Raw genomic sequence first — 15,220 nt, 5'->3', positions numbered from 1 at the left:
GAAAATTTCTTAGAGACAAACTCACTTCCTCCCAATTAGAAACTTACATTGCCAAGCACCTATCTATTATTCGACCCAATCGAACATTCCGAAGAAAAATACGAAGCCAGCTACCTGTAAGCTTCACTTATAGAGTAACATAATAGTTGAAAAATAGGGCAAAAGAACCTTCCTTTTGTGCGCCCTAAATATAAAAACTATTCCCGTTTTGTCATGAACTGCTCAGACGGGAATAGTTTCTTTAATTGGTCAAATGCTTAACTTAATGACATTGGGCTCTGCCAATCCATTTTTGTTTTCTAGAATGGTAATTTACCTGCAAATGCTCCCATTGTTTTTTTAGTTGCTTCGTCAATTTGGCTGAGTGCATCATTGATGGCTTGTGCAGTCATATCTTGTAGGGTTTCGACATCCTCAGAATCAACGACAGCTTCTTTATAATCAATGGAAACCAGTTTTTTATCACCTGTGAAAGTTACGGTAACGAGCTCTTGAGCTGATTTACCAGTGAAATTTGTTTCTGCCAACTCAGCTTGTTTCTTTTCTAGCTGTTTTTGCATTTTTTGTGCTTGCTTCATCATTTGCTGCATGTTCATCATAAGATTTTTAAGATTCCTTTCGTATCAAGGGTTTAGACCTTGTTTGTAAATTTTCGTTGCCTTATGTTGCCTTTTGGGTATTTCTTAAAGCTTCATTTATTATAGCATTTTTTAAAGCAACTGCCTATTTAACTGTGTGAGAAAAGCGAGCGTTTGGTGCTGATTTTACAAAAACTTTACAAAAGTATGGTAATAGATTTGATGTTTGCTCTCTATAATGGTCATTGTAAAGATTTTAAAGGAGAACATCATGAAAAAATGTAAATTGTTTTCAGTACTGACTTTAGCTGGTTTGACGGCTCTAGTGGGACTTTCAGCTTGTGGTAAATCAAACGGAGGCTCTTCGTCTACTTCTTCATCTGCATCTGGTAATATCAGCGTTGTTTCCCGTGAAGATGGTTCAGGGACGCGCGGCGCCTTTGTTGAACTTTTCGGAGTCCAAGAAGAGCAAAATGGTGAAAAGGTTGATTTGACAACTGACAAAGCCATTGTTACTAACTCGACCTCTGTTATGCTAACGACAGTAGCTGGAGATAAGTCAGCCATCGGCTATGCTTCGCTAGGTTCTTTGGATGATACCGTCAAGGTTTTGAAAATTGATGGTACTGAAGCAAGTGTTGCCAATATTAAAGCCGGAAGCTACAAGATTTCTCGACCGTTTAACATTGTTACCAAAGATAAGATAAGTGAAGCTGCTCAAGATTTCATCAACTTTATTTTAAGTTCTGATGGTCAAGCTGTCGTAGAAAAAAATGGTTACATTCCACTTGACGATACCAAAGCTTATCAATCTTCAGTTGATTCTGGCAAGATTGTCGTTTCAGGATCAAGCTCTGTCACACCAGTTATGGAAAAATTAAAAGAAGCTTATAGCAAAGTCAATTCTAAGGTTGAAGTAGAAATTCAACAAAGCGACTCTTCAACTGGTATCACAAATGCTATTGAGGGAACAGCTGAAATTGGAATGGCGTCACGTGATTTGAAAGATGAAGAAACATCTAAAGGAGTCAGCTCAACAGTTATTGCTATGGATGGTATTGCTGTTATTGTTAATAAAGATAACAAAGTTGATGGCTTAACAAGCGAACAAGTCAAGACGATTTTTACAGGTAAGACAACAAGCTGGGACGGTCTTTCAGACTAAGGGGTCATGAATGAATCATACAAAAGAAAAAATGATGCAAGCGGTATTTTTCCTTACCGCCTGCATTTCTGTTCTATCCGTACTACTAATCTGCCTCTTTTTGTTTTCGAGTGGGATTCCTGCTATTCACAAAATTGGCTTAGGTAACTTTCTTTTCGGGACGGTATGGAGACCGGCTAACAATCTTTTTGGTATTTTCCCAATGATTGTCGGCTCACTTTATGTGACAGCAGGGGCTCTTATTATTGGAGTACCCGTTGGGGTTTTGACAGCAGTTTTTATGTCTTCTTTTTGTCCTGAAGCCATCTACAGACCACTCAAGGCGGCTATTAACCTCATGGCAGGAATTCCATCGGTTGTTTATGGTTTCTTTGGTTTGGTTGTTTTAGTTCCCTTTGTTCGTGATAACATCGGTGGCTTTGGCATGGGGGTTCTTACCGCCTCGATTTTGCTTGGTTTGATGATTTTACCAACCATCATCAGTGTTTCTGAGGCTGCTATTCGTGCTGTTCCTAGGTCGTATTATGAAGGTGGTTTAGCTCTTGGGGCTTCCCATGAGCGTAGCATCTTTTTTGCGGTACTGCCAGCAGCGAAGCGAGGAATTTTGGCAGCTGTCATTTTAGGGGTTGGACGTGCAATCGGAGAAACTATGGCAGTTATCATGGTTGCAGGTAACCAAGCTGTCTTGCCAGATTCCTTGACATCAGGAGTCAGAACTATGACAACCAATATTGTTATGGAGATGGGTTACTCTAGTGGTCTTCACAGAGAGGCTCTTATAGGGACAGCTGTTGTTCTCTTTATATTTGTCCTAATCATTAACATCAGCTTTTCGTTGTTACATAAAGAGGAGTGAGTATGGAAAATATCAATCACCGCAGCTTCAAGCAAAATTGGCAGTCACGTCGGCGGGATCTGGTGTCACTAATTTTGTACTTTTTAGTTTATGGGGCTGCTTTGGCAACTTTTGTAGGCATTGCTTTCACGGTAGGCTACATTCTGGTTAAAGGCTTGCCCAATTTAAACATGAGTTTGTTTGCTTGGACTTACAATAGTGAGAATGTCTCTCTGTTACCGGCCTTAATCAATACGATTTTTATGACCATGTTGGCATTAAGTGTTGCCGTACCTATTGGTATAGGGGCTTCTATTTATTTGGCAGAATATGCGCGCCGGGATAATCCTTTTGTTAGTGTTATTCGGATTGCAACCGAAACGCTCTCTGGGATTCCCTCCATCATCTATGGACTGTTTGGTGCCCTTTTCTTTGTTAAGTTCGCTCACATGGGACTTTCCTTGCTGTCAGGAGCTGTTACACTTAGTATCATGATTTTGCCTCTGATTATGCGAACAACAGAGGAAGCTTTGCTTTCGGTACCAGACTCTTATCGTGAAGGGGCTTTTGCACTTGGAGCGGGCAAACTTCGAACAATTTTTAAAATTGTCCTTCCTAGCGCCATGCCAGGAATTTTTTCAGGAATTATTTTAGCGATTGGGCGAATTGTGGGAGAATCGGCTGCCTTGATTTTTACGGCAGGTACGGTTGCTGAAGTGGCTAAGAGTGTTTTCAGTTCGTCACGGACTTTGGCTGTGCATATGTATGCCATATCAGGAGAGGGACTTTATGTCAATCAAACCTATGCTACAGCAGTGGTTCTCTTAGTGTTAGTTATTATCATTAATCTAGTGTCGGGTTTGATTGCTAGACGATTAGGAAGTAAAACAAGCGATGAATAAAATAGAAATTAAAAATTTGGATCTCTACTATGGAGACTTCAAGGCTTTAAAAAACATTAATTTGGAAATTGCCAGCAATGAAATTACAGCTTTCATTGGTCCATCAGGATGTGGAAAATCGACCTTACTGAAAAGTCTTAACCGAATGAACGATTTGGTGAAAAATTGCCGTATTACTGGAGAGGTCACATTAGATAAAGAAGATGTGTATCGCGATTTGGACATCAATGTCCTTCGTAAAAAAGTAGGTATGGTTTTTCAAAAACCAAACCCATTTCCGATGAGTATCTATGACAACATTGCATTCGGGCCTCGAACTCATGGCATTCACAATAAAGTTCAATTGGATGAAATTGTGGAGCGTTCCTTAAAACAAGCCGCTATCTGGGATGAAGTCAAAGATCGCCTCAATAAATCTGCTCTTGGAATGTCTGGTGGTCAACAGCAACGGCTTTGCATTGCTAGAGCTTTGGCCATTGAACCTGATGTCCTCCTCATGGATGAACCAACAAGTGCCTTAGATCCGATTTCAACAGCAAAAATTGAAGATTTGGTTATTGAACTCAAGAAGAAATATACTATTGTCATGGTGACCCACAACATGCAACAAGCTGTGCGGATTTCTGATAAGACAGCATTCTTCCTCTTGGGAGAAATTGTTGAGTACAACAAAACAAGCCAACTATTTTCAATGCCCCAAGACGAACGCACAGAAAATTATATAACAGGGAGATTCGGATGATACGCTCAACCTTTGAAAATCAACTGCATGCACTCAATACCAATTTAATTTTGATGGGGTCTTTATGTGAGGATATCATTTCAAAATCCTTAATGCCCATCAGTGAAAATGATCATCATCTGGTCAATGATGTCAGTAAAACCTATCAAAAAATTGAGCAGATGGAAAGAGATATTGAATCACAATGTCTTAAACTATTGCTTCGTCAACAGCCAGTAGCCAAGGATTTGCGACGTATTTCAGCTGCTTTAAAAATGGTTTATGATATGAAGCGTATTGGTGCACAATCTGCTGAAATTGCTGATATTATTGGTGATGGTCATGTTCATGAAGGAGCTGAGTTTCGTCATCTCAAGCAAATGGTTAAACACGTTGTCAATATGGTAACAGACAGTGTGGATGCCTTTGTCCATGATGATGAGGCTTTAGCTTTAAAAGTTATCCAAAAAGATGTCACAGTGGACAAAGAATTTGATACAATAAAGGCAAGTTTAATTGCCCATATTGCTGAACTTGGAAATGATGGTGAATATACTATTGATGTTTTGATGATTGCCAAATATTTGGAAAGAATTGGTGACCATACCGTCAATGTCGCTAAGTGGGTAATTTTTTCAATCACTGGTGAACTAAATGGAGAAGAAACATGATTTACTGCGTTGAAGACGATGATGATATCCGAGAACTGATGCTTTATACTTTACGAACAGCAGGGTTTGAGGCTCAGGGTTTCCCTGACTCCCTTCTATTTTGGAAAGCCATGGAAGAAGAGCCACCAAAACTTATACTGTTAGATATTATGCTGCCTGTAGATGATGGATTGACCATTTTGAAATCTCTACGCGAAAATGGCATGACAAAAGATATTCCAGTAATCATGACAACTGCCAAAGGAACAGAATTCGATAAAGTCAAAGGATTAGATTTGGGCGCAGATGACTACTTGGTTAAACCTTTTGGTATGATGGAAATGATTTCTCGCATTAAAGCAGTCCTCAGACGTACATCCAGTCAGGAGCAGGAAACTCATTTGACAATAAAAAACCTCGCTCTGGATTCAAAAAATTACACGGTTAGAAAAAATGGGCAAAAAATCGAATTAACTCTGAAAGAATTTGAGCTGTTATCTTTATTGATGTTAAATCCTGACCGTGTTTTTACGCGGCAAGAACTTTTGGATAAAATTTGGGGAGAACACTTTATCGGAGAAACACGAACAGTTGATGTCCATATTGGAACCCTTCGCATGAAACTTGGAGATGCTAGTCATCTGATTAAGACAGTTCGTGGTGTTGGTTATCGTTTGGAGGTGACAGATGATTAAGAAAATCTTTCGTTCAACTTTTTTTGCCACGTTAGGCGTTCTTCTTGTGACCCTATTTATGGTTGTTGGCTTGCTTTATGGTTACTTTACTCAAGTACAAAAGGAGCAGTTGCAGACGGAGACAGCCTTAGCTGCTCAAGGGGCTTCTCTGGAAGGTCAAGATTATTTTAATGAGCTCAAGATGTCAAATGTCAGAATCACTTGGGTTGATAATCAAGGAAAGGTTCTCTATGATAATGAGTCTGATGCACGGACCATGGACAATCACGCCAATCGAGAAGAAATCAAAGAAGCTTTGAAAGATGGTTACGGTGAGAGTGTTCGCTACTCGAAAACTTTAACCACTCAGTCTCTTTATTCTGCTCAGCGCTTGGATAATGGAACTGTTATTCGTTTATCTGTGACAAGACATAGTATTTTAGTGCTTTTGTTTCGGATGTTCCAGCCCTTGGCTCTTATTCTTGTATTGGCCTTCTTCCTCTCTCTATGGCTTTCACACTCCATTGCTAAGAGTGTCGTGGGACCATTGAATCGGCTGGATCTTGATCATCCGCTTGAAAATGATGCCTATGAAGAAATTTCACCACTTCTAAGACGGATTGCCAGACATCAAAAGGAAGTCACTGAGCGAGAAGTTGTGATAGAGCAACGTCAATCAGAATTTGACACCATTATTTCTAAAATTAAAGAAGGCATGATTTTGTTAGACAATAACTGTCGCATCATCAGTATCAACCAGGCGGCACAGGATATTTTACAGACTGATCAAACGTGTTTGGGCAAAGATATGTTACAAATTATCCGTAACCTATCACTAAATAATTGGCTTGAAAAAGGTCTTCAAGGTCGCAAGCAAGAAGGGATTTTGCAATTAGATGACTCGCATTACAAAGTTATGGTGCGTCCTATTCAGTCTGAGGATAAGGTGACTGGTTTAGCGCTTCTTTTCTTTGATGTCACAGAGCAACTTCAGGCAGAGCAGCTGCGCCGTGAATTTACAGCAAACGTTTCTCATGAACTGAAAACACCTTTGCATCTGATTTCTGGGTATTCTGAAATGTTGGCCAGTGATGTTGTTGCGCAAAAAGATGTTCCACAATTCGCTGAGAAAATCCATAGTGAGTCTCAACGTATGATTCAGTTGGTAGAAGATATTATTAAACTGTCACATCTTGATGAGTCAGAAGAGTTAGCTATGGAACCCGTCAATCTCTATCAGATATCAGAGGAAGTCTTAGAGAGTCTATCTGCTAAGGCAAATGAACGTCATATCAACTTGCATTTATTAGGGGAACCAGCTTATATTACTGGTAATCATGCCCTTATTCATTCCTTGATTTATAATCTTTGTGATAATGCTATTATCTATAACCGTGATAAGGGAGATGTGACTGTAGGTATCACCTCGAATGAGGACGATATTGTTCTGACAGTACAGGATACTGGAGTTGGGATTGCCAAAGATGAGCAGGAACGCATTTTTGAGCGTTTCTATCGGGTTGATAAGAGTCGCTCGAAGAAGTTGGGTGGCACTGGTTTGGGGCTTTCCATTGTCAAGCACGCGGTCAATCAACATCATGCCGATATTAAGGTGGAAAGTCAGCTAGGCTTGGGAACTAAAATGACCGTGACCTTTCACAAATAAACCTCTTTGAAAATTAAACGCAGACGTTTGTGACTTGATTTGAGGAGTGAAAACCTCCAACGGAAGTTTTTAGCCTGTCATTCCAAAATTATAAAATAGCTGAGTTCTATCTGAAACTGCGTTACTTATCCCAATTTTGATTTTCGTTGAGAATAAAAACACAAACACCTCCTCTAGATTCTATGAACAAGAGGAGGTGTTTTTTCTCTGAGAACCTAGAGGATGCTTCTGCGTCAAAGCCCCGTGCTATTTCTCTATAGGAATTTCCAAATTTGATTTGTCTAAATCAATGGTCAAATCATAGCTAGAATTGTCACGGATGGTGTGTTCAAAATCTGTTGTGTAAAGAAGCACGCGAACCTTATCTCCTTTACTGAACTTGTAAAGACTAGGTTGTAGTTTGAAATCAATGGTCATCCACTGATCGGTAGGCACTTCCTCTACAGTCAGCAAACTAGTGCGGTTTTGTAAGTTGAGAACACCTTTTGAGACAACCCGATATGGTGTTTCTCTGAATGGTAATTCACGTAAAGCTTCACGAGCGAAATTACGACCATTATCAATAGCGTTGTAGTCAACAAAGCCAGGAATATCTGTAAAGCGTTTCTTTTTGCCAAAATCAAGGACTTGAGCAGATAGTATGCCTTTATTTTCACTAGATTTGAGAGTTAAGTGAAGAATCATTTCCCCATTGAGATGAATATCTTGTTCAAGAGTGATGTCTAGACAGATAGCGTTAGCCTTACCTGCAAAGAGGTCAGTCTTAAAAGTTCTAAAATCATTGCCATAACGATTGAAGTCCTCTTTGTCATAATAGTTGTCAATGATACGGTTCCCCATCCCTAAAGATAGATTAACGGAAGTGGTTGTCCCGAAATGATCTAAGGCCCTCCAGGTTTGTTCTTGACTATTGTCTTGCCAGAGCACATTTGGTAAGTCTAGGTGATAATTTTGAGCCAGTAGCTTCTCAGACAAGAGAGTGTTCATACTTTCGCGGAAATCTAATGATTGCCAGTTATGCATATAGACATGTTCACCATGATGTAGAAATGCATGTGTTTCTATAGAAGATGGCAGCGCTTTGAGGATATTATAAACCTGTCGTGGCTTGACATTCCAGTCTTGTAGACCGTGGGTATAGACACAAGTAGCAGTTACCTTGTGTGCATGAGGCAAATAATTGCGATCGTGCCAAAATTGATTATAATCACCAGACTCACGATCAAGGGCTTCAGACTGAGCATTTAAAAGAAGTTGGTAGTGGGAGTTGTTACGTAAATAATCTCCAGCCCATAGATTTTTAGAATAGGTCAATTCTGTGAGTACATCCAGATCTTCACCTGGATATCCGCCAGGACTGCAGACCAATCCATTTTCACGGTAATAGTCATACCAAGATGAAATAGCAGATTCAGCAATAATAACTTTCAAGCCTTCAACACCTGTGGTTGCTAGAGCTGTTGAGAGTGTTCCAAGATAAGATTTTCCGGTTGTACAGACGAGACCATTAGACCAGGTTGCTAACACCTGTTTATCACGACGGTGGCTAGAAAAGGCCACTGCTCTGCCATTGAGCCAATCAATCACAGCTTTGAAACTTTCCACTTGTGCATAGTCTCCGCTGGTCATAAAACCTGTTGAATCAGCTGTTCCGATACCAGAAACGTAGATATTGGCAAAACCACGAGCTAAAAAGTAATCATTGAGACTATAGCTGTCAATGTAATTAAGGGTTTGTTCTGCTTCGGTAATAGGAAGATGACAGCTTGGAACTTCAAGTGGAGTAAAGTCTTGACTCTCAATTGAGATTTGACCAGATTTCTTAACAGACAATTGACCTTCCATCTTATGGAGTTTTTTATCATTAGCAGGGCCATTCACGCCTTCATGGTAGGGACTTGCAGTCATTAAGGTAGGAATAGCTTGCGCTGCCTTAGGGCGGATAATATTGACTTTAATAAGATCCAACTCCCCATCGTCGTCGGTGTCCACTGGAGCTTGCACATAGACCACTTCACGAATGAGGTCATTGGTATCAAAGCTTGCTAGAGACTTACCATTGAAAAAGTGATAGTCATTGTCAATTGGAATCATGCCACGGCTGACCAAGTCGTCGATGAGAGTCATACCTTTTTTCATACGAGTGGCTAGCAAATGATGTAGGGTTCTGATAAACTCAGTTTCATTAAAAAGTACAGGAAAATCAATCTGTTCAACAAACTTAGCAATGTCTGAAAAATCAACATTTGGGATAAAACCTAGTACTTGCAGAGCGATAGTATTAAAAACTTCAATAGTCAAATTACGACTAGACTGGAAAAAATCTAATAAGTCAGTTTCAAAATCAGAAATGAGGTTTGACAAAGGATAATCGGTATCAGCATAATTAAAATGAATTTTTCGAACAAAGATTTCCAGATTTTCTTTTGGAGTTTTTTCCTTGGCAACATCAAAGCCTAGGGCCTGTAATTCTTGTTCTGCTATTTCTACGGAGACAGGAATGTAAGAGAATTGATTGTATTTCATGAAATTTTCCCTTCTAAAAAGTAAACGTTTTAATTATTATTATCATCTTTACAATGTCTATTATACTTGATAAAATGGTAGATGTCTAAATTATTATCATTTTGGAGGAAATAAAGACACATGGATGTTACATGGACAGTGAAATACATCACTGAATTTATCGCAACAGCCTTCTTGCTTATTTTGGGGAATGGTGCCGTTGCAAACGTTGACTTAAAGGGTACTAAGGGAAATAACTCTGGTTGGGTTATCATTGCTCTTGGTTATGGTTTTGGTGTGATGATGCCTGCGCTTATGTTTGGTAACGTATCAGGAAACCACATCAACCCTGCCTTCACACTCGGTCTTGCTGTATCAGGACTTTTCCCATGGCAACACGTTGCACCTTATATCGTTGCACAAATGCTCGGTGCTATGTTTGGTCAATTGATGGTAGTTATGGTTCACAAGCCTTACTACTTGCAAACTGAAAATCCAAACCATATCTTGGGTTCATTCTCAACAATCTCTAACGTTGACGATGGCACTCCAACAAGCCACAAAGCAGCTTGGGTTAACGGTTTCTTGAATGAGTTCTTAGGTTCATTCGTTCTTTTCTTCGGAGCTCTTGCTTTGACAAAAAACTACTTTGGTCATGAAGCAATCCTTGCTACCGTGAAACAATACGCTGGTGCGATAACTGAGTCTGATTTCCTTTCTCAAAATCCATCTGCTTCCCTAATGGCAGGAGGAAGCTTGTCAGTGGCACACATTGGAATTGGTTTCTTGGTGATGACACTTGTTGCTTCTCTTGGTGGACCAACTGGTCCTGGACTTAACCCAGCGCGTGACCTTGGACCTCGTATCGTCCATGCTTTGCTTCCAAAAACAATCCTTGGCCAAGCTAAAGGCGATTCAAAATGGTGGTATGCTTGGGTACCCGTTGTAGCACCTATTCTTGCTGCCCTTGCCGCAGTAGCTTTGTTCAAATACTTGTATCTTTAAGAATTAACTTTGAAGGCGAAAGCCTTCTTTTTTGTTTATAAATTTTCAGAGAGTTAGCACATAATTTCTTGTCAAATGGTGAGTTTTTTTCTAAAATAGAAGAGATTGTAAGGGAGGACACTATGTCATTATTTGAACACATTAGATTTGCTCATCCTGTTTTACGAGTAAATAACCGCGACAGAAACATTGAATTTTACGAAACATGTCTTGGCTTTAAATTAGTTAGCGAGGAAAATGCGATTGCCATTTTTTCTGATTATGGTCATAAAACCTCTAGTTTTATCATTGAAGAATCTCCGTCCATGCGTACAAGGGCTGTAGAGGGGATAAAGAAGGTCAATCGTATTTCAGTTAAGGCTGAAAATCCTGATGAGATTGCGGCACTTTTAGCAAATGGTGCCACAGCGCAACAAGTTTTTAAAGGAAAGAAAGGTTATGCCTACGAAACTTTGTCACCAGAAGGAGACCTTTTCCTCCTACATGCTGAGGATGATATCAATGATTTACAAGTCATTGCTCGCCCTAATCTACCAGTTCAACCAGAAATCAAGGGCTTATCAGCTTATCATTTTGAGCGCATTGTTTTAAATGTTTCAGATTTAGTGGCATCAAAGAATTTTTATCAAACTGTTTTTGATGGTCAATTTCCTTTGAAACTTGAATTTGTTGAGGCTAAAGGGGCGGATTTAGCCGTGGAACCAAATGTTACTTGGGATTTAGAAATTATGAAATGTCAAGTGCCAAAAGATTATGACTTGACAGCACTTAGAGATTATTTTATCAGCAAAAATTTGGCTTTATATCTTGATAAGAAAGAAAATATTCTGGTGATTTCAGACCCTAGCCAGATTGAAATTTGGTTTGTCAAATGAGTCAAAAAACACTTGAACTTATCAGGAAGCAGATTGGTGAAAATCTTTATCACGGTGCCAGTTTAGCAATTTACCGTAATGCCCAGTGGTCAGAATACTACTTGGGAACGATTGATGGTATTCAGCCAGTTGAGAAGGGATTGATTTACGACTTAGCCTCTGTTTCAAAGGTTGTGGGTGTGGGTACTGTGGTGATTTTTATGGTCAATAGCGGAGCTTTAGATCTGGATAAGTCTCTGACAGCTTATTATCCTGATTTTCATGATGCTTCTGTGACATTGCGTCAGCTCTTGACCCATACTAGCGGTATTGACCCCTATATTCCAAATCGTGATGAGATGAATGCAGAAGAACTTAGACAGGCTATCAATCATATTCGAGTGACTGAGGATAAGGATTTTAAATATACCGATATCAATTTTCTGTTGCTTGGTTTTATGCTGGAAAGACTATCTGGGCAACTCCTGCCTAGTCTGTTTGAAGAACAGATTTTCAAGCCTTTTGTTATGCAGCAAACAAGCTTTGGCCCAGTTGAAGGAGCAGTTCCAACAGTTAAGGGAATATCGGATGGCTATGTTCACGATCCCAAAGCGAGAGTATTAGATATTCATGCGGGATCAGCTGGGCTATTTTCAACCCTAAACGATTTGGAGAAATTTTGTCAGCATTATCTGAGTGATGATTTTGCAGAAAAACTCTGGCAATATTATGGCAGTCAAGTTAAACCGCGTTCGATTGCTTGGAATTTAGATGGTGATTGGATCGACCACACAGGTTACACTGGTCCTTTTGTCATGGTCAATAGAAAAGAGCAGTTGGCGGCCATTTTTTTGACTAATCGTACTTTTGAATATGATGATCGGCCACTATGGATTGAAAGGCGTCGTCTTATTCGTGATGCTATCAAGGAAGAGTTGAGGGGCTAGATGCGTTACATTTTACTTTTACGAGGGATAAATGTTGGTGGCAAGAACAAGGTTATCATGGCAGATTTAAAACAAGGTTTACTTGAATTGGGGTTCGAGAAGGTGACCAGCTACATCAATAGTGGTAATCTCTTTTTTGACAGCCAGCGGCCCGCAGAGTTGATTAGTAATAAATTGCAAGCTTTCTTTGCAGAGTATTATCCATTCATTCAGCATTTTTGTTTGCTTAGTCAGAAAGAGTATCAAGATGATTATGACCAACTTCCTGCTTGGTGGCACAGTGACTTGGCGCGAAAAGATGTCCTTTTTTACACCTCAACCGACCAGCATAAGCTTGCTCAAGATTTGATTTGTCAGATGAACCTAGTTGATGAAGTGGTTCACTTTGGCAGCTTTGCCATTTTCTGGGGAAAATACAGCGAAAGCCAATATTTGAAAACAGCCTATCATAAGGAGCTAATCAAGACACCACTTTACAAGGAAGTGACCATTAGTAATGGTAGGACCTACGAAAAGTTAGCTGATTTTTTATAAAATAAAAGCCGAGAAATTTATTTTTTCTCAGCTTTTTTTATGATAAGGTGGTATAATGAAAATAAAGAAAACGGTTACTGTTTTTCGTGTAAATGGAGGAAGATCTTATGGCAAATATTTTAGTTGCGGTTTTCGATGTTCAAAGTGAAGCTTATCAGGCTTTTTCTGAATTAAAGTCTTTTAAGCAGGATGATAGGACTCAGATTGCACAGATTGCACTCGTTAAGAACGAAGCGGGAAAGGTTTCAATTAAGGATTCTGTTGATTTTGATGATGCTACTCGTGATTATGCTACTATTGGTGGTATCGTCGGTGGACTTATTGGCATTCTAAGTGGCCCTCTAGGAGTTATTTTTGGCTATGGTTTGGGAGCCTTAGCTGGCGCAGCAAGTGGGAGTATGACAGATTCAACTGACAATAATTTGATTGAAGAAGTTACTACTAAGTTGCTTGATGGTGATGTAGCTGTCATTGCACTGGTTCATGAGGAGGATGAATCTATACTTAACCATGTCTTTGCTCCATTTAAAGTGAACATTATGCGTTGGGATGCTCTGGCAATTGGACGAGAAGTTGAACTAGCTGGTCAAGTTCAAGATGATCTTTACGGTAAGGTGCAAGAAGATATGAATAAGCGTCGTATGGAACATCTTAAAGAACAAAGCAGTGACATTGCTGATACTATTAAAGCAACATTTAAGAGGCTAAGAGGGAAGAAATAAGGCATCACGGATAGTAATATAAAACCATCTCTATTTATAAGGAGCTGGTTTTTAGTTAAAGTAAGATTAGAGAACTTTACTCGGTTTCTACAGTAGCATTTTTTACTAAATCGTTATAAAATGCCGCATAAGTTGCACGAATATAGGGAATTAACCAAAAGTATCCGATACCCAGAGTACATGTTGCCAGAAATGCCCAACCAAGGAAGCTTAAGTTGAGAACGAAGAAGTCCCACTTATGTCCATCCATCAATGCACGACTTTTAGTGATCGAAGAAGTAGCAGTTGTTGAGTTGCCATTATCCAAATCATCTTTTAGAATATAGCTAGTCATGAAATAACTGTAAGTTTTAATGATGCCTGGAATATAGAGAAGTAATGTCCAAAGAAAGGTGAAGATAGATTGACATAATCCTGTTAAGAAGAATTTCCAGTAGCGTTTTTCTCTAAAAGCATAGGTAGATGCCAGTGATAGATCCTCTTTTTTACCTCGAATAAGATCAAGATAAGAAGAATCTAGACTAGAGTGAACACCAATGTAGGCAAATAGAGTTAGGATATATGGGATAAAGATTAAGATAATAACAGGAGATATTTCACCGCTATAAGGATCAGATGTCACAGAAGCAATCAGTGCAATCACAAAGATCAACGCATATAGTACAGCAGATATGATGGTATATGGGAGAACAAATAGGGCAATAGCCCACCCCCAGTTCCCTCTTAAGGCATCTTTTGCTTCTTGTTTAAGTTCTTTTCTGGTTTTCATAAAAACTCCCTTTTCTAAATTTACTTCAACAAGTATATCATAAAATAACTAAATTGCCAATATTTCAGAATATTCAATGATTTTAATTTGATACTTCAAAGTAAATTTGATAATACTGACCTTGATTTGGCGCTCATCAATGTCTGACGGGCGTGAGGAATAATAAAAGAGCTCAAACACTTTGGTTTTAGCTCTTTAGGCAATAGATCATTAGTCTAGTTTAATCCTTTTTCCATGGTAACATGCTTAATACCAGCTTCTTCAAAAATGTCACCACAAGGTAGAAAGCCTATCTTGCGATAGAAACCCTCTGCTGTTAGTTGAGCATGTAGTGTTATTTTTTGAAAGTTTTGCTCTTGACAAAACGAGATTACTTGTTGAAGCAACTGTTTACCAAGACTTTGTCCACGATAGTCTGATAGTACAGCCATTCTTTGCAGGGTTGCAGAAGTCAGATCTTTACTAGGTAAAATACGGCAGGTAGCCGCAGCCTTACCATTGTCATCGTAAAGAACAAAATGCAAACAATGTGCTTCATTTTCATCAATCTCAAGTGATTGTGGAACGCCTTGTCCTTTGACAAAAACGATTTGTCGAATTTTTAGTGCGTCAAGGTAGGTATCTGATAGCGTATTGCGTGTTTGTTTGATTATCATGTCTTTTATTATAGTTAAAAGAAAGAGATTTGCCAAG

At 39.2% G+C, this 15,220-nt stretch carries 16 protein-coding genes and 1 pseudogene; 13 read left to right on the top strand and 4 right to left on the bottom strand.

Going from position 1 to position 15,220, the window contains the following annotated elements:
- A pseudogene (locus A3I7_RS14060) lies at nt 1-143 on the top strand (IS4 family transposase); the annotation flags it as partial.
- A gap of 156 nt (nt 144-299) precedes the next feature.
- On the opposite strand, the gene A3I7_RS0106625 reads toward A3I7_RS14060, so the two are convergent.
- On the bottom strand, nt 300-599 hold the full coding sequence (locus tag A3I7_RS0106625) for a YbaB/EbfC family nucleoid-associated protein (protein ID WP_018376005.1): 300 nt from the start codon (nt 597-599) through the stop codon (nt 300-302).
- A 250-nt stretch (nt 600-849) separates the two neighbouring features.
- Here A3I7_RS0106625 and A3I7_RS0106620 point away from each other — a divergent pair, with 250 nt between their 5' ends.
- Genes A3I7_RS0106620 through A3I7_RS0106590 form a run of 7 tightly spaced genes read left to right on the top strand, consistent with a single transcriptional unit; the run spans nt 850 to nt 7,191 of the window.
- Nucleotides 850-1,743 (top strand): substrate-binding domain-containing protein, encoded by an 894-nt coding sequence (locus tag A3I7_RS0106620; RefSeq protein ID WP_018376004.1) that lies wholly within the window; start codon nt 850-852, stop codon nt 1,741-1,743.
- A gap of 10 nt (nt 1,744-1,753) precedes the next feature.
- Nucleotides 1,754-2,599, top strand: coding sequence for a phosphate ABC transporter permease subunit PstC (pstC, locus tag A3I7_RS0106615; protein WP_018376003.1), 846 nt, complete (start codon nt 1,754-1,756; stop codon nt 2,597-2,599).
- A gap of 2 nt (nt 2,600-2,601) precedes the next feature.
- Nucleotides 2,602-3,480, top strand: a complete 879-nt coding sequence (gene pstA / locus A3I7_RS0106610) for a phosphate ABC transporter permease PstA (protein ID WP_018376002.1) — start codon at nt 2,602-2,604, stop codon at nt 3,478-3,480.
- Nucleotides 3,473-4,222, top strand: coding sequence for a phosphate ABC transporter ATP-binding protein PstB (pstB, locus tag A3I7_RS0106605; protein WP_018376001.1), 750 nt, complete (start codon nt 3,473-3,475; stop codon nt 4,220-4,222). The genes pstA and pstB overlap by 8 nt, the downstream gene beginning before the upstream one ends.
- Complete coding sequence (gene phoU, locus A3I7_RS0106600; protein WP_018376000.1) at nt 4,219-4,872, top strand: phosphate signaling complex protein PhoU; 654 nt, start codon at nt 4,219-4,221, stop codon at nt 4,870-4,872. Before pstB ends, phoU begins: the two co-directional genes overlap by 4 nt.
- Complete coding sequence (locus A3I7_RS0106595; protein ID WP_018375999.1) at nt 4,869-5,546, top strand: winged helix-turn-helix domain-containing protein; 678 nt, start codon at nt 4,869-4,871, stop codon at nt 5,544-5,546. The genes phoU and A3I7_RS0106595 overlap by 4 nt, the downstream gene beginning before the upstream one ends.
- Complete coding sequence (locus tag A3I7_RS0106590) at nt 5,539-7,191, top strand: ATP-binding protein (RefSeq protein ID WP_018375998.1); 1,653 nt, start codon at nt 5,539-5,541, stop codon at nt 7,189-7,191. The genes A3I7_RS0106595 and A3I7_RS0106590 overlap by 8 nt, the downstream gene beginning before the upstream one ends.
- 246 nt (nt 7,192-7,437) lie before the next feature.
- Here the strand turns inward: A3I7_RS0106590 and A3I7_RS0106585 are convergent, their stop codons facing one another.
- Nucleotides 7,438-9,717 (bottom strand): Xaa-Pro dipeptidyl-peptidase, encoded by a 2,280-nt coding sequence (locus A3I7_RS0106585; RefSeq protein ID WP_018375997.1) that lies wholly within the window; start codon nt 9,715-9,717, stop codon nt 7,438-7,440.
- A gap of 120 nt (nt 9,718-9,837) precedes the next feature.
- Between A3I7_RS0106585 and gla the strand changes: the two genes are divergently transcribed.
- From gla to A3I7_RS0106560, 5 genes are all read left to right on the top strand, one after another.
- Complete coding sequence (gene gla / locus A3I7_RS0106580; protein WP_018375996.1) at nt 9,838-10,701, top strand: aquaglyceroporin Gla; 864 nt, start codon at nt 9,838-9,840, stop codon at nt 10,699-10,701.
- Between the two features lie 122 nt (nt 10,702-10,823).
- Nucleotides 10,824-11,576 carry a CppA family protein gene (locus A3I7_RS0106575; protein ID WP_018375995.1) on the top strand — a complete coding sequence of 251 codons (753 nt, stop codon included), beginning with the start codon at nt 10,824-10,826 and terminating at the stop codon, nt 11,574-11,576.
- Nucleotides 11,573-12,502 (top strand): serine hydrolase domain-containing protein, encoded by a 930-nt coding sequence (locus A3I7_RS0106570; protein ID WP_018375994.1) that lies wholly within the window; start codon nt 11,573-11,575, stop codon nt 12,500-12,502. The genes A3I7_RS0106575 and A3I7_RS0106570 overlap by 4 nt, the downstream gene beginning before the upstream one ends.
- Nucleotides 12,503-13,036: a DUF1697 domain-containing protein gene (locus A3I7_RS0106565; RefSeq protein WP_018375993.1), complete on the top strand. Its 534-nt coding sequence runs from the start codon at nt 12,503-12,505 to the stop codon at nt 13,034-13,036. It begins immediately after the preceding gene.
- Nucleotides 13,037-13,143: 107 nt separating this feature from the next.
- On the top strand, nt 13,144-13,758 hold the full coding sequence (locus tag A3I7_RS0106560) for a DUF1269 domain-containing protein (protein ID WP_018375992.1): 615 nt from the start codon (nt 13,144-13,146) through the stop codon (nt 13,756-13,758).
- A gap of 76 nt (nt 13,759-13,834) precedes the next feature.
- Here the strand turns inward: A3I7_RS0106560 and A3I7_RS0106555 are convergent, their stop codons facing one another.
- Together A3I7_RS0106555 and A3I7_RS0106545 are read right to left on the bottom strand one after the other, a co-directional pair.
- A complete protein-coding gene (locus A3I7_RS0106555; RefSeq protein ID WP_018375991.1) occupies nt 13,835-14,527 on the bottom strand; it encodes a DUF975 family protein in 693 nt (230 codons plus the stop codon).
- 215 nt (nt 14,528-14,742) lie between these two features.
- Complete coding sequence (locus tag A3I7_RS0106545) at nt 14,743-15,183, bottom strand: GNAT family N-acetyltransferase (protein ID WP_026217160.1); 441 nt, start codon at nt 15,181-15,183, stop codon at nt 14,743-14,745.
- Nucleotides 15,184-15,220: the final 37 nt, after the last annotated feature.

Origin of the sequence: Streptococcus orisratti DSM 15617 (assembly GCF_000380105.1) — a bacterium.
GTDB lineage: Bacteria > Bacillota > Bacilli > Lactobacillales > Streptococcaceae > Streptococcus > Streptococcus orisratti.
Note: the sequence above shows the minus strand (reverse complement) of the source record. Positions and strands in the feature narration are given on the sequence as shown.

Bases quoted from the DNA above. Each gene is read 5' to 3' on its own strand.
- A3I7_RS0106625 (WP_018376005.1), bottom strand. From the start codon at position 599: ATGATGAACATGCAGCAAATGATGAAGCAAGCACAAAAAATGCAAAAA.
- A3I7_RS0106620 (WP_018376004.1), top strand. From the start codon at position 850: ATGAAAAAATGTAAATTGTTTTCAGTACTGACTTTAGCTGGTTTGACG.
- pstC (WP_018376003.1), top strand. From the start codon at position 1,754: ATGAATCATACAAAAGAAAAAATGATGCAAGCGGTATTTTTCCTTACC.
- pstA (WP_018376002.1), top strand. From the start codon at position 2,602: ATGGAAAATATCAATCACCGCAGCTTCAAGCAAAATTGGCAGTCACGT.
- pstB (WP_018376001.1), top strand. From the start codon at position 3,473: ATGAATAAAATAGAAATTAAAAATTTGGATCTCTACTATGGAGACTTC.
- phoU (WP_018376000.1), top strand. From the start codon at position 4,219: ATGATACGCTCAACCTTTGAAAATCAACTGCATGCACTCAATACCAAT.
- A3I7_RS0106595 (WP_018375999.1), top strand. From the start codon at position 4,869: ATGATTTACTGCGTTGAAGACGATGATGATATCCGAGAACTGATGCTT.
- A3I7_RS0106590 (WP_018375998.1), top strand. From the start codon at position 5,539: ATGATTAAGAAAATCTTTCGTTCAACTTTTTTTGCCACGTTAGGCGTT.
- A3I7_RS0106585 (WP_018375997.1), bottom strand. From the start codon at position 9,717: ATGAAATACAATCAATTCTCTTACATTCCTGTCTCCGTAGAAATAGCA.
- gla (WP_018375996.1), top strand. From the start codon at position 9,838: ATGGATGTTACATGGACAGTGAAATACATCACTGAATTTATCGCAACA.
- A3I7_RS0106575 (WP_018375995.1), top strand. From the start codon at position 10,824: ATGTCATTATTTGAACACATTAGATTTGCTCATCCTGTTTTACGAGTA.
- A3I7_RS0106570 (WP_018375994.1), top strand. From the start codon at position 11,573: ATGAGTCAAAAAACACTTGAACTTATCAGGAAGCAGATTGGTGAAAAT.
- A3I7_RS0106565 (WP_018375993.1), top strand. From the start codon at position 12,503: ATGCGTTACATTTTACTTTTACGAGGGATAAATGTTGGTGGCAAGAAC.
- A3I7_RS0106560 (WP_018375992.1), top strand. From the start codon at position 13,144: ATGGCAAATATTTTAGTTGCGGTTTTCGATGTTCAAAGTGAAGCTTAT.
- A3I7_RS0106555 (WP_018375991.1), bottom strand. From the start codon at position 14,527: ATGAAAACCAGAAAAGAACTTAAACAAGAAGCAAAAGATGCCTTAAGA.
- A3I7_RS0106545 (WP_026217160.1), bottom strand. From the start codon at position 15,183: ATGATAATCAAACAAACACGCAATACGCTATCAGATACCTACCTTGAC.